Source organism: Bacillus sp. UMB0728 (assembly GCF_002858875.1).
Lineage (GTDB): Bacteria > Bacillota > Bacilli > Bacillales > Cytobacillaceae > Bacillus_AB > Bacillus_AB infantis.
This window is the reverse complement of record NZ_PKLA01000002.1, coordinates 772132-785836: the sequence shown is the minus strand read 5'-3', so window position 1 is coordinate 785836 and position 13705 is coordinate 772132. Positions and strand designations below refer to the sequence as shown.

11 protein-coding genes are annotated in these 13705 nt (G+C 47.9%); 2 read left to right on the top strand and 9 right to left on the bottom strand.

Features of this window, described 5'->3' with window-relative positions; all coding sequences use genetic code 11:
• Positions 1-81 precede the first annotated feature (81 nt).
• Both CYJ37_RS09480 and CYJ37_RS09475 read right to left on the bottom strand, forming a co-directional pair.
• Complete coding sequence (locus CYJ37_RS09480) at positions 82-1275, bottom strand: PDZ domain-containing protein (RefSeq protein WP_101549407.1); 1194 nt, start codon at positions 1273-1275, stop codon at positions 82-84.
• A gap of 165 nt (positions 1276-1440) precedes the next feature.
• Positions 1441-2895 carry a S41 family peptidase gene (locus CYJ37_RS09475; RefSeq protein ID WP_180827295.1) on the bottom strand — a complete coding sequence of 485 codons (1455 nt, stop codon included), beginning with the start codon at positions 2893-2895 and terminating at the stop codon, positions 1441-1443.
• Positions 2896-3089: 194 nt separating this feature from the next.
• Between CYJ37_RS09475 and CYJ37_RS09470 the strand changes: the two genes are divergently transcribed.
• Complete coding sequence (locus CYJ37_RS09470) at positions 3090-4127, top strand: STAS domain-containing protein (RefSeq protein ID WP_101549405.1); 1038 nt, start codon at positions 3090-3092, stop codon at positions 4125-4127.
• 52 nt (positions 4128-4179) lie between these two features.
• Here CYJ37_RS09470 and CYJ37_RS09465 read toward each other — a convergent pair whose 3' ends face one another.
• The 5 genes from CYJ37_RS09465 to CYJ37_RS09445 all read right to left on the bottom strand — a co-directional run bounded on the left by CYJ37_RS09465 (position 4180) and on the right by CYJ37_RS09445 (position 8838).
• Positions 4180-5526 (bottom strand): murein hydrolase activator EnvC family protein, encoded by a 1347-nt coding sequence (locus CYJ37_RS09465; RefSeq protein WP_257964209.1) that lies wholly within the window; start codon positions 5524-5526, stop codon positions 4180-4182.
• A gap of 164 nt (positions 5527-5690) precedes the next feature.
• The gene (ftsX, locus tag CYJ37_RS09460) at positions 5691-6584 is read right to left on the bottom strand and encodes a permease-like cell division protein FtsX (protein ID WP_022544394.1); all 894 of its coding nucleotides are present in this window, start codon (positions 6582-6584) and stop codon (positions 5691-5693) included.
• Entirely contained in the window at positions 6574-7260 is a 687-nt protein-coding gene (gene ftsE / locus CYJ37_RS09455; RefSeq protein ID WP_022544395.1) for a cell division ATP-binding protein FtsE, read from the bottom strand. Before ftsE ends, ftsX begins: the two co-directional genes overlap by 11 nt.
• A gap of 342 nt (positions 7261-7602) precedes the next feature.
• Positions 7603-7920 (bottom strand): cytochrome c551, encoded by a 318-nt coding sequence (gene cccB / locus CYJ37_RS09450; RefSeq protein WP_009793010.1) that lies wholly within the window; start codon positions 7918-7920, stop codon positions 7603-7605.
• A 45-nt stretch (positions 7921-7965) separates the two neighbouring features.
• Positions 7966-8838, bottom strand: a complete 873-nt coding sequence (locus CYJ37_RS09445; RefSeq protein ID WP_180827294.1) for a YitT family protein — start codon at positions 8836-8838, stop codon at positions 7966-7968.
• Positions 8839-9131: 293 nt separating this feature from the next.
• On the opposite strand from CYJ37_RS09445, the gene CYJ37_RS09440 reads away from it, so the two are divergent.
• Positions 9132-9548, top strand: a complete 417-nt coding sequence (locus CYJ37_RS09440) for a hypothetical protein (RefSeq protein WP_101549398.1) — start codon at positions 9132-9134, stop codon at positions 9546-9548.
• A gap of 90 nt (positions 9549-9638) precedes the next feature.
• On the opposite strand, the gene prfB is transcribed toward CYJ37_RS09440, so the two are convergent.
• A protein-coding gene (gene prfB, locus CYJ37_RS09435; protein ID WP_101549396.1) for a peptide chain release factor 2 occupies positions 9639-10743 on the bottom strand; the annotation gives its coding sequence in 2 pieces (ribosomal slippage) (positions 9639-10670 and positions 10672-10743; 1104 coding nt in all).
• A gap of 95 nt (positions 10744-10838) precedes the next feature.
• Entirely contained in the window at positions 10839-13355 is a 2517-nt protein-coding gene (gene secA / locus CYJ37_RS09430; protein ID WP_101549394.1) for a preprotein translocase subunit SecA, read from the bottom strand.
• Positions 13356-13705 lie beyond the last annotated feature (350 nt).

Here is a 13705-nt window from a genome sequence, read left to right as displayed (position 1 = left end):
CAGTGTATACCAGCAGGGAGAATGGAGTCTATGCAAAAAAGCCGGCTGCGTTAAAATTGCAGCCGGCTTTTTATTTGGCCATCAAACAGCCCGCTCATCTTTCTTCCACTCATCCTGCACAAACAGAATGCCGAGCTCATGATGGTCACCTTCATATAATGCCTTCTGAACAAAGCGGATCTGTCCATTGACGTCGAATACTTCCAATTTGCAGTGGGCTCCGTTGCGCTGAAGGGCATTGTATAAATCATTTTCATCTTGGACCTTCAGTCCATTCACCTTTGAAACCAGTTCACCAGTTTTAAGGCCCATCGATTCTGCGGGCGTGCCAGGCTTAACCCCGAGAACAACAAGGCCCTCGTTCCTTCTCGAGAAAAAGAAAGACTGGTTCCGGTCATATACCTTTTGGCGGTATGTGATGAATTCCCTTCCGATCACAGCCAGTGCAGCAACCCCGATTGATGACAGCGGGTACCAATAGCCTGCTGCCGAAAGCAGGAGTAGGATGATAGAGAAGACCAGCAGCCTTCTGCCTGTCCGCTTGGCAGCCGTATCCGGCAGCATACCCTGAACCTGCTGAGAGAACCCAACTGAAAATGGAACTAAGATGATTGCATAAGAGCTGTCTCCTATGGAAAACAGCGGCCACCAGCCAAACAACCCAGAGATTGCATCACCAGGGATAAGCAAAAATAACGGAAGCAGCCAAAGCCTTTTCGTTTCATGGACACCGATGGTCTGTCCCCTCTTGCTTTTAATGAGCTTCGGAGACGTTGCCCGGCCGCCGTTCCGCAGAATCAGGACAGCTTCGCCAATCATCAGAAGAGCAAGCAGAGATGCACCTGCAGGGAATAGAATGTCATCCGTCCAATTGCCGGCAGCTTCAATGAGCGGGATGCTGAAGCCCCTGTCAATGATATAAATGCTTGCGAAAAATGCTGCGCCCACTGTGTAAGCCGGGGCAAGCAGCCGTACCTTTCCTGTCAGACTCCAAAGAATGGTGAATGCAGCTGTCAGCCACACAAGCTCTATCGGGATCACCATGCCGGTTCCCAGAGTAATCACGGAAAGAACCAGACCTGCTGCAAGTCCAGCAGGGATCAGCTGACGAAGCTCAAAGTAAGCATTTTCCACCCTGATATGAAAATTCTTGCGCTCTCGCTTCACTCTGGAAACCCCAAGCAGCGCCGCTAAAAAGAACAGATAATAAAACACGGGATTCAGCAAAAGCTTTCCCGCACCCTTTGCCAGCTCCAAAAGCCACTCCTGAATCAAATCCTCCCACCAACCTCTAGTATAAAAGTTTCTATTACTTCTATTCTATCAAAAAAACAGGGCAGCAGGCACCTGTTATATTCGATATGGCGAATATTACTGATGCCTGCTGCCCTTTAATAAATTCGACAAAAACCGGGAGGTGCCTGTCACCGCTATCTGCGGTCACCTGCTCAGATAGCGGATGGCTGCCTGCAGCTGAATATCATTTTCTTCTTTCTTGGTTTCCGCGATGATAGCCTGCTCAAGCGCGGCAGCAGTTTTGCTGTCAACCTTGCCTGTTGCCTCCAGTCCCTGATGCTGCTGGAAGGCTTTGACCGCCGTTTCGGTCGCTTCACTGAAATAGCCGTCCTTCCGGCCAGGCGACAGCCCGAGCCCATCAAGCATGATCTGTGCATTTTTGACCTGCTCATTATTCATATCCAGCACAAGCGGCTTTTCCAGATTAAGCGGGTGGGTATGGAAGATCTCCGGCTGGACGACTTCAATCGTCGGCTTGATCCCTTTCCTATGAATCCAATTTCCATCCGGAGTGAGCCATTTGAACAATGTCAGTTTAATATTGCTCCCATCTCCCATCGGGACTGGCTGCTGGACGGTCCCTTTCCCAAAGGTGGCTTCTCCGATGAGCGGATAGCCTGCCCCTTCCTCCAGTGCTCCAGCAAGAATTTCAGACGCAGATGCACTGCCTTTATCAATCAGAACGGCTACCGGATAGTCTTTTTCTTTCTCAAGCTCTGAGAAATATCTTGTTTTATCTCCGTTTCTTTTTTGAATCTGAACATACGGCTTTTCTTTAGTAACAAGACCTTTCAGAATTTCCTCGACGCTTGACAGCAGTCCCCCCGGATTGCCGCGCACATCAATGATCAGTCCATCCAGTCCCTCTTTCTCAAGCTTTTTCAGCTCCCTGGTGAATTCCTTTGCTGTATCTTCTGAAAAAGTCGTAATTTCAATATGTCCGATTCTTTTATTGTTTTCTTCTTTCATTTCCGCATAGACAGTAATCTGCGGAATTTCATCTCTTTTCACCTTTACCGAAAGCGGCTCCTGAAGGCCCTGCCTCCGTATTTCCAGCATAACATTGGTTCCTTTTTCACCGCGGATTTTCAAGGTGGCTTCATATAAATCAAGGCCTTCAACGCTTTCGCCATCCACCTTCAGGATCTGGTCGTTCGGCTTCAGGCCGGCTTTTTCTGCTGGAGAATCTTTAAATGGAGATACAATGATCACCTTGCCATCTACCATGCTTACTTCCGCTCCGATCCCTTCAAACGATGACTCCAGTGTTTCATTGAATTGCCTGGCCGTTTCCTCGTTCATATATACCGAATAAGGATCATCCAATGTTGAAAGCATCCCCTGGATGGCCCCTTCTGCCAGCTGCTCTCCCTCTACCTTCTCTACATAGCTTCCGAGGATCAGCTCATACGCCTGGCCTACCTTCCCGAGCTCCTCGGGTGCTCCGCTGCCTGGATCTTCCTTGCCCTCCAGCCCGGCTTTAGGCTCAAGTCCGGCCTCTTTTTGCGAATGATAGAACCACTGCATCCCTGCATACGTTCCTCCCGATCCGGCCAGCAGTGATCCGGCCATAAAAAAAGCGACCACTCTTCGATTCATAGGTATCTTCCTTTCATAAGCCTGTTAAGCTTGATACTTCACTATATGAAAGATAGGGACAGGTTATGATGGAATCCACTTTCCCCTTAGATTTTAATCGCATTCTTTCCCTTTTTATTGGTATTCACCCCCGCTAAAGGGTAAAATGGTAACGAAGTTTATGAATAACTTGCTGGCTGAAGGAGGAAAGGTTTTTGGAGGAGAAGACTAATTATGAGTATAGAATCGGGCAAACGACCATCCAATGGAATGAAAGCAGCGGTTCCCTTGATTTTGAAGGGGATGATGCTATTCTCCTTTGGACCAAAACAGCCCTGAAAACCTTCATGAATACAATTGAAGAAATAGCTGGAGACGATTCCGCCAGGCTCGTGCTTGAAACAGCAGGCTACAGGACCGGTGAGGATGTAAGCAGATTTTATAAAAGCACAGGCAAAAGTGTAGAAGCAATCATTGAATATCTTCCGCCGCTTTATAGCAGTGCCGGATGGGGGCAGGTGGAAATAACCGAATATTCCATGGATAAAAGAACGGCTGCACTCCGGCTGAAAAATGATTGGGAAGAAAGGGTCATCCGCGCCCAGGGAAAAAGCACGGCAGGGGCCTTCATTCCGGGCCACTGGGCAGGAGTGCTGTCAGGCCTTTTCGCTACAAGCATCTGGTATGAAATCACAGCGAGCACCTTTGAAGGAAGCACCTATACGGAAATCAGCTATTTCCCTTCTCAAATCACTCCAAAGGACAATATCCATGACAGCATCCGAAAGAAAGAGCAGCAGGCAATTCTCGAGCTGGAAAGAAAAGTCGATCAGCGTACAAGAGAATTGAGCGAGCTGGTGAATGATCTGTCTTCTCCGCTTATCCCCGTAATAGATGGCATTACAGTCCTTCCTTTAATGGGCAAATTTGAGGAGAACCGTTCATCACAGCTCATCGAAAAGGTTCTTTCCGGCCTTTTGCTTCATAAGCCCTCTACACTGATTGTGGATATTACGGGCATCAACTCAGTTGATGACTATATTCTGGAGCTAATAAATAATCTGACAAAAACAACCACCCTGATGGGGGTCAAGCCTTTCATTGTAGGCATCTCCCCGCAGATCAGCATCCAGCTGACCGAGCGGAATATCACGCTGAATGACCAGCACTGTTTTGCCACACTCAAGCATGCCATCAATGAGGCACTGAGCATAGAAGGGCTTGAGATTGCACCTGTAAAAAAGACTGACTGATCTTTTTGCAGATAAAAAAAAGGAAGAAGCATCTAAGCTTCTTCCTTTTTTATTACATCGGTACGATCCCGATCGGATTGATTGCATTGGATTTAGATGCGTTCCAAGGGCCTCTGTGCAGTTCGAAGTGCAGATGCTGTCCTTGTGAATCACCGGTGTTGCCCATGATCCCGATCTGCTGTCCTTTTGAGACAGTCGCTCCGGTGCCGATTGAGCGGCTGCTTAAGTGTGCATAAACAGTTGTGTATACTTGTCCCTCAATAGAATGGGAGATGAATACGACATTTCCATAGCTGCTGGAATAATATGATCTAATAACAACGCCATTTGCCGCTGCTACGACTGGGACTGTTCCGCTTTTAGCAATGTCTACACCAGCGTGGAAAGTTCCCCAGCGCTGTCCAAGCCCTGATGTCACAACCCCTGCAGCAGGCTTCGTAAAGTTGCCTCCCGAAATCGAAGGTGCGGATGATACTGGGCCGCCGCCTCCACCGCCGCTATTGCTGCTGCTATTACTACTACTACTACTTCCTGATGAGCTGTTTTTCTTGGCAGCCGCTGCTGCAGCCGCACGTCTTTGACGCTCAAGCTCAGCCTGCCTTGCCAATTCTGCCTGGTGCTTTTTCTCAAGCTCTATTGCCTGCTTGATGGCAGCTTCCTGGGCAGCAAGCAGTTCATTTTCTTCTTCAAGGTTCAGCTTTTCAGCATGCTTGTGTTCTTCCTGATTCTTTAAGCTGGCCATCAGCTTGTTCTTTTCAGCTTTTTGTGCATTCAGCTGCTTTTTCATGCTCTCAAGGTCAGTGCGCATCTTCTCAAGGGAAGAAAGCTCACTTTCCACCTTTGCCTGAGTCTCTTCAAGGAGCTTTTTGTCTGCCTCGTGCTCGCGCAGGATATCCTGGTCTGCTTCCACAATCGTAGCGACTGCTCCTACACGGTCAATGAAATCGCTGAAGTTCTGTGCTCCCATCAGGACATCGAGATAGCTGACCATACCGCCATTTTCCTGGAATGAACGGGCGCGGTCCTTCAGCATTTCATTACGTTTGTTGATTCGCTCAGTGATGACCACGATCTCGGCCTTCAGCTTTTCTATTTCTTCTTTCGTTGATGCAATCTGCTCTGTTTTTTCCTTGATCTTCGTTTCCGTATCGGAGATGGACAGGCTAAGACGCTCAAGCTCCTTGCTCACCTTGTCCTGCTCTCCCTGGAGTCTATTAATCTCTGAATCAGCGCTGTTAATCTTGCTGTCATTGCCGGAGCGCTGCTCCTGAATTTGATTTTTCTTGCTTTCCAGATCACTGATTTTGCTCGCTGATGCCTGGCTGGCAGGGATGCCTCCAAAGATGCTTCCCAGGCCGACAGCCGTGGCAAAAGAAAACGCTGCTATTGATTTTTTCAAGTTCCGATTTCTCCTTTCCAATGGGGCCATATGTACGGGTTAGATCGTCTTCTATATGTTTTTGAAACTTTTCATACTAATCATACGTCTATTCTATGACGCATAAAGGGCCCGGAGTATGGTTCCCCCCTGCAGGGCCCTTCCATGCATCTTTTCTTTTATACTTATACTTTAAGGAATTTGCGGACACTCATCAGGCTGCCCCAGACTCCGATCAATGCTCCCATCAGAATGAGGAGTGCGGAAACCTGGTAGACAAATGGATTGAATTCCAGCAGCTGGATGAAATGGCCCTGAAGCCTTGGCGAGATATAATCATAGGCATAATTATAAGTGGTTGCAACCAGCACGATCGGCAGGATCGACCCCAGCACGCCCAGCCACAGCCCTTCAAGGAAGAACGGCCAGCGTATAAAGGCATTGGTCGCCCCTACCAGCTTCATAATCTCAATTTCTCTTCTTCTTGCTACAATTGTAATTTTAATCGTATTCGAGATCAGGAACATGGCGGTGAACAGAAGGCCCACTACCAGGACAAGACCGACATTCCGGCTTGTATTGATAAAGCCGAACAGCTTCTCAACCTGTCCCTGTCCGTATTTAACCTTTGTGGCATACTGCAGCTTCTCGATCTTTTCTGCCGTCTTCATTGTATCTTCCGGGTTTTTCGTTTTTACGATAAATACATCGTTCAGCGGATTGTCCTGTTCAAAAAGTTTGAAGGCTTGGCCTTCATCCCCAAGACTATCTATCAGATTGGTCAATTCTTCTTCCTTGGCTGAATATTCGACGCTTCCCACTTCGGGTATCTGTTCAATTTTACTTCGTAAAACCTGCTGATCCTGCTCATTTGCAGCAATATCGATGTGAACGCGGATTTCCACGTCCTCTTCAATGGTTGTAGCCACTTGATTAAGATTCATCATAATAACGAAAAACACACCTACCAGGATGAGAGTGACCGTTACCGCACTTGCGGAGGCAAAAGTCATCCATCCGTTCCGGCCGAGGCTCTTGAAACTCTCCCTGATGTGACGGCGAAGGGTTCTAGCTTTCATAACCGTAATCTCCCCTTTGCTCATCACGTATGATTTTTCCGCCTTCAATGGCAATTACGCGATGCTTGATTGTATTAACGATTTCTTTGTTGTGCGTCGCCATCACGACTGTAGTGCCCCTCGTATTGATCTCATCAAAGATATTCATGATCTCCCATGAGGTATCGGGATCAAGGTTCCCGGTAGGCTCGTCGGCGATGACTACCTTCGGCGAATTTACGATGGAGCGGGCAATGGATACTCGCTGCTGCTCTCCGCCTGACAATTCAGTCGGCAGCATGCGCGCCTTATGCTTCAAATTGACCAGCTCAAGGGTTTCCATAACCTGTTTTTTAATATATTTTGGCTGCTCCTCGATAACTTCAAGGGCAAATGCGACATTCTCGTAAACTGTCAAAGTAGGAAGCAGCTTGAAATCCTGGAATACAACGCCGATGTTTCGGCGGAGCAGCGGAACTTTGTTAGGCCTCAGCTTTTCAAGATTCACGCCATTTATCGTAATTGTGCCGGATGTGGGCCTCTCTTCCCTGTACATCATCTTGATGAAGGTCGATTTGCCGGCTCCGCTCGGACCTACAACATATACAAACTCTCCTTGCTTGATCCGTACGTCTATCCCGTTGGCAGCAGTTACTCCGTTGGAATACTTCTTATATACGTCTTGCATTTCGATCATTTATATCACCTGTAGTTTAGTGTTAAGAATAGAATTAACTTTTCGCTAGAAATCGACAGCAATTCGACAACAGTGTTTATTAAATCGTGACAAAATTAAACACAAAACTACTAAAAGCAGCTTGTTCGTATTCTCACTCAACCCATTATAACATCATACTTTGTCAAAATAACGGAAAAAAATATTACAGTTTCTTTTCATTTGTATAAAAAACGGTTCTTTTTACCCAAAATCGGGTATCGTAATTTGTTAAAATACGACAAAAACATTGGAAAAACCTTCATATTTATAAATTAAAAAAACCGTCATCCTACTAAAGTAGGATGAAACGGTTTCTCCCTCTTACTTCTTAGCTGCCAGCCATTCTGCCACCGCAGCGGCATCCTCGCCTTCAAGAAGCCTTGGCGGCATGGCACCTTTACCTTCTGCAATCGTCTTTTCAATTTCTTCCTGGGAAAGCTGTGATCCGATCTTCTCAAGGCTCGGCCCAACCCCGCCCTGCAGATTGTCGCCATGGCAGCTTGAGCATTTCTGGGTGAACATTTTTTGCGGATCGCCCGCTCCTGCCGATTCACTGCCTTCATTCGCTTCTTCCCCGCCGCCGCACGCAGCAAGGACTAAGGAAGCTCCCATAAAAATCATCATCAATTTCTTCTTCATTATAAATACCTCCTATATCCGGATCATTTCCGGACATCTGCAAGCCTAGGCACGTTTGAAGCCTTCGCCGAGCACTTCAGATGCATCCATTACTATAATAAACGCTTGAGGATCTATGGTCTTGACGAGTTGTTTCAATTTAGTGAACTCCGTCTGATCAACAACACACATCAGGATTGGCCGTTCATGATCGGTATATCCGCCATATGCTGATAGTTTTGTCACTCCGCGGTCAATTTTATTCAAGATGCCTTCCCTGACAGCTGCCTGATTGTCCGTAATGATCATGGCCATTTTTGAACGGCTGAAGCCAACCTGGATCAAATCGATCGTCTTGGTTGTCACGTAAAGGGCAATAAGTGCATACAAACCTCTTTCAATATCAAAGATGACCGCTGCAGAAAGGACGATCAAGCCATCAATGATGGCCACACATGTCCCAAGGGTCAGCCCTGTATATTTATTGATGATCTGGGCCGCAAGATCAGTGCCTCCCGTTGAAGCCTTCCCGCGGAATACAATCCCAAGCCCAAGGCCGACCCCGATTCCGCCGAACAGGGCCCCAAGAAGCGGATCCTGTGTCCATGGGTCTGCATGGCTCGTCAAAAATACAACAAGCGGCAGGAATATGGTTCCCGCTAAGGTCTTTGCCCCAAACTGCCTGCCCAAGAATATCAGCCCTGCGATGAACAGCGGAATATTAAAAGCCCACTGCACATAAGCCGGCTCCCAGCCAACCAATGCGTCCAATATCGTACTGATCCCGCTCACTCCGCCGGAAGCAATCCGGTTCGGCAGCAAAAACACATTGAACGCCACCGCCACAATCCCGGATCCCACCAGCACAAACAAATACTCAAGCGCCCGCTCCGCCCCAGGGTTATATGTACTTCCTCTCTTTCTCTTGCTCACTTGCATCCTGCTCCTTTATTGGTGACAGGCACCTCCCGTTATTTGTCGAAAGTTTCCTGTTTACTTTTTTTCTTCCATGGGCTTTTCATAGCCGAAAGTGAGTATAGCATGTTGAAAAAAGGCTGTAAATGCCAATAAAGTGACGTATTAAAGGAGTGGAGCGGAAGTGTATGGGAACAGCGGAATCCAGAAAAACTAAACCAATGCTATCTTTAGTTTTTATCTTTTTTACAAAAATATACAAAATGGATTTCCGCATACAGAAAAGTGGTATAATGTCGAAAAGGAGGTGAAAAAACATGGAGAAGTCACTCGAACAAATCCTGGTCATCATGCAGGAGCAGATAGTGGATCTTGGGTCACAGATGAACAGCCGGTTTGATGCAATGGAGAAAAGGCTCGATGGTGTGGATAAAAGGTTTGATGCTGTTGATAAAAGATTTGACGCTGTTGATAAAAGGTTTGATGCTGCGGATGAAAGGTTTGATGCTGTTAATAAAAGGCTCGATACTGTGGATGAAAGGTTTGACAATCTGACCACCGAAATGAGAAGCCATTTTAAACATATTGAAACGAAGCTTGATCATCATGAAAAGCTTTACCAGGTGGTTTCAAATGAACTGAATGCAGCGAAGATTGACATTGAGTACTTAAGCGGGAAAACCGGTGTACATGATAAAGAGATCAACCAGTTGAAAAAGACGATTAAAGTATAGAAACCTTCCCGAAAACCTCTTCACTGGCCTCACACAACATCCACATAAAAAAAGCCTTTGCCATTTCCGGCAAAGGCTTTTCCTTCAGTATTATAGACTTAGTCTTGAACGCAGATAAGCATTGATGAACGGATCGAGATCGCCGTCCATTACGCCCTGGACGTTTCCGGATTCCGTGCTTGTGCGGTGGTCCTTGACCATGCTGTACGGGTGGAATACGTAGGAGCGGATCTGGCTGCCCCAGCCGATTTCCTTCTGCTCGCCGCGGATTTCCAGCAGCTCCTGCTCCTGCTCTTCAATTTTTTTCTGATAGAGCTTAGCCTGGAGCATTTTCATGGCACGCTCACGGTTCTTGATCTGGGAGCGCTCGGTCTGGCATGTTACCACGACATTTGTCGGCAAGTGGGTGATCCGGACAGCTGAGTCGGTTGTATTGATATGCTGTCCGCCGGCGCCGCTTGCCCGGTACGTATCAATTTTCAGGTCTTCTGTACGGATATCGATTTCGATTTCATCATTGAACTCCGGCATAACCTCACAGGAAACGAAAGAGGTATGGCGGCGGCCTGATGAATCGAACGGCGAGATCCGGACGAGGCGGTGAACGCCTTTTTCTGCCTTCAGATAGCCGTATGCATTATGCCCTTTGATGGCAAGAGTGACACTTTTGATTCCAGCCTCATCACCAGGAAGATAATCAAGCGTCTCAACCTTGAAGCCTTTTTTCTCTGCCCAGCGTGTGTACATGCGCAGCAGCATGGAGCCCCAGTCCTGGGATTCCGTACCGCCCGCTCCCGGGTGGAGTTCAAGGATGGCATTGTTTTTATCATATTCCTCACTAAGCAAAAGCTGCAGCTCGAATTGCGCAAGGCGCTTTGTCAGCTCAGTCAGCTCTTCGGCAAGCTCATTCTGGAGATCCTCGTCGCTTTCTTCCTTCACAAGCTCATAAGTGAGCTCCAGGTTTTCAAATGTTTCATACAGGTCATGGAATTCATGGACCTGATCCTTCAGGGCATTCGACTCGCTGATAACAACCTGCGCCGCTTTCTGATCATCCCAGAAATTCGGGTGCAGCATTTCTTCATCAAGCTCGGCGATGCGCGCCTCTTTGTTTTCTAAGTCAAAGAGACCCCCTAAAGTCCGCTAATACCTTAGCTGTTCTCTCTAACTCATTGCGAATGTCTGCTAATTCCATTCCAGTCACCTCTAAATAGTTTTTTTACAGTGTATCAGGAAAAAGAGAGCAGGCAAAGCTGATCGAGCTTTACCGGCCCTCTTCTGTTCTTATGCTTAAGCTTCTTTACCGCAGCAGTTTTTGTACTTTTTGCCGCTTCCGCAGATGCAGCTGTCATTGCGTCCGACATCCAATTGCTTTACAGCCGGCTTTTTCTTTACTTTACCGCCCTCGTTTTCCTTGGGGTTGACCGCCTGGCCTTTGGCCACTTCTTCACGCTGAAGGTTGTTGCGGATTTCCGCTTTCATGATGTACTTGGCCACATCTTCTTCGATGCTGGCAATCATGTTCTCGAACATCGCAAAGCCTTCATGCTGGTATTCCCGCAGCGGGTCGATCTGGCCGTAGGCGCGAAGATGGATGCCCTGGCGAAGCTGGTCCATTGCATCGATATGGTCGATCCACTTAGAATCAACCGCACGGAGCACAACAACTTTTTCGAACTCGCGCATCTGGTCTTCAGCAAGAATTTCTTCTTTTTCATCATAGCGCTCTTTTACCTTCGCATAGATGGTTTCAAAGATTTCCTCTGTATCCTTGCCGCGCAGGTCATTGACAGTGAGGTCGCCTTCATTGAGAAGGTTGCCGTTCACATAATCAAGCAGGCCATCCAGATTCCAGTTCTCTTCATCCTCGACAGCAGGGGCAAAAGCCTCGACATTGCGCTGAAGGGCAGCCTGGATCATCTTCTCGGCAATTTCGCGGAGGTTTTCAGACTCAAGCACCTCATTGCGCTGTGCATAAAGAATTTCACGCTGCTGGCGCAATACATCATCATATGACAGAAGCTGCTTACGGGCATCAAAGTTATTGCCCTCAACGCGTTTCTGCGCAGATTCAACCGCTCTAGATACCATCTTGCTCTGGATCGGCTGGCTGTCGTCCATGCCAAGGCGCTCCATCATTGATTTCATATTGTCAGACCCGAAGCGGCGCATCAATTCATCTTCCATGGAAAGATAGAACTGAGTCACACCAGGATCCCCCTGGCGTCCGGAACGTCCGCGGAGCTGGTTATCAATCCGGCGGCTTTCATGCCTTTCCGTACCGATGACCGCAAGTCCGCCGACTTCCTTCACGCCTTCGCCAAGCTTGATGTCAGTACCGCGCCCCGCCATATTGGTGGCGATGGTAACAGAGCCTTTTTCACCGGCATGGGCAATGATTTCCGCTTCACGCTCATGGTTTTTCGCATTCAGGACATCGTGGCGGATGCCTTTTTTCGTCAGATATTTAGAAATGATTTCAGACGTCTCGATGGCCACCGTACCCACAAGCACCGGCTGGCCCTTCTGGTTGCGCTCGGCGATATCCTCGACCACCGCGCGGAACTTGCCGTCCATGCTCGCATAAATGAGATCGGCACGGTCGTCACGGGCAATCGGCCTGTTCGTCGGGATGACCGTTACATACATATTGTAAATATTGCGGAATTCCTCTTCCTCTGTCTTCGCTGTACCCGTCATACCGGCCAGCTTTTCGTACATACGGAAATAGTTCTGGAAAGTGATTGTCGCAAGCGTCATGCTTTCGTTCTGGATTTCCAGGCCTTCCTTCGCTTCGATCGCCTGGTGGAGACCGTCGCTGTAGCGGCGCCCTTTCATCAAGCGGCCTGTGAACTGGTCAACGATGACAATCTCGCCGTCCTGGACGACATAATCAACATCAAGATGCATGCTCGCATGCGCCTTCAAGGCCTGTGTGATATGATGGTTGATCGCCACATGGGAAATGTCGAACAGATTCTCGATGCCGAAAGCCTTCTCTGCCTTCGTCATCCCGTCCTCTGTCAGCTGGACTCCCTTGGTTTTTTCATCATATGTGTAGTCGTCTTCTTTTTTCAGGTTGCGGACAAAAGCATTTGCCTGGATATAAAGCTGGGCAGACTTTTGCGCAGACCCGGAAATGATGAGCGGTGTACGCGCCTCATCGATCAGGATGCTGTCGACTTCATCGATTACCGCATAATACAGCGGGCGCTGGACCTTCTGCTCTTTATAAAGGACCATATTGTCGCGCAGATAGTCAAAGCCAAGCTCATTGTTCGTACCGTAAGTGATATCAGCCGCATAGGCAGCCTGCTTTTCTTCTTTTGAAAGTCCGTTCAGGTTCAGTCCGACAGTGAGGCCCAAGAATTCATAGAGACGGCCCATCTCTGTCGCATCACGGCTGGCCAGGTATTCATTGACCGTCACAACATGCACGCCTTTTCCTGCCAGGGCGTTCAGGTAAACAGGCATGGTGGCCGTCAGCGTTTTACCTTCACCAGTTTTCATCTCGGAAATATTCCCCTCATGAAGGGATACGCCCCCCATCAGCTGGACCGGATAAGGATAAAGGCCAAGCACACGTTTCGCGGCCTCGCGGACCACAGCAAATGCTTCTACAAGAATGTCATCAAGCGTCTCGCCTTTTTCCAGGCGCGCCTTAAACTCAGCCGTCTTGTCGCGCAGCTGGTCATCAGTCAGTTTATCTATAGTGGAAGCCAGGGCGTCAATCTGCTCCGCCTTCTTTGACAGTTTCTTTAAATCGCGTTTATTTTGATCGAACACTTTGTTTAAAATCCCAAGCATCAAAAACGCTCCTTTATATTGGATATGGGCTCGTCAATTGGCCTCAGAGCTTTTTATGAAAAATAAACAGCAGCCTCTATGGCAACTGCCGCTCCTGTACCTTTCGCTATCACAGCAGCTATCTCCTCCTGCAAAAAATCGCAGGTTTCCTCCTTAATTCTACCACTTCCTCTATAGAGTGACAACAATTGTGAGAAAGTGCACGAAGCATGCTATAAATGGGGGGAATGACTTTTAAGAGGTCAGGGGTAAATTATAATAGTTTGGGGATCAATTTTAAGCAGGTAAGTGTAAAATATAGAGGTAGTCAAATGGATTTATAAGAAAATAAATCGCTAATTCTCAGTTCG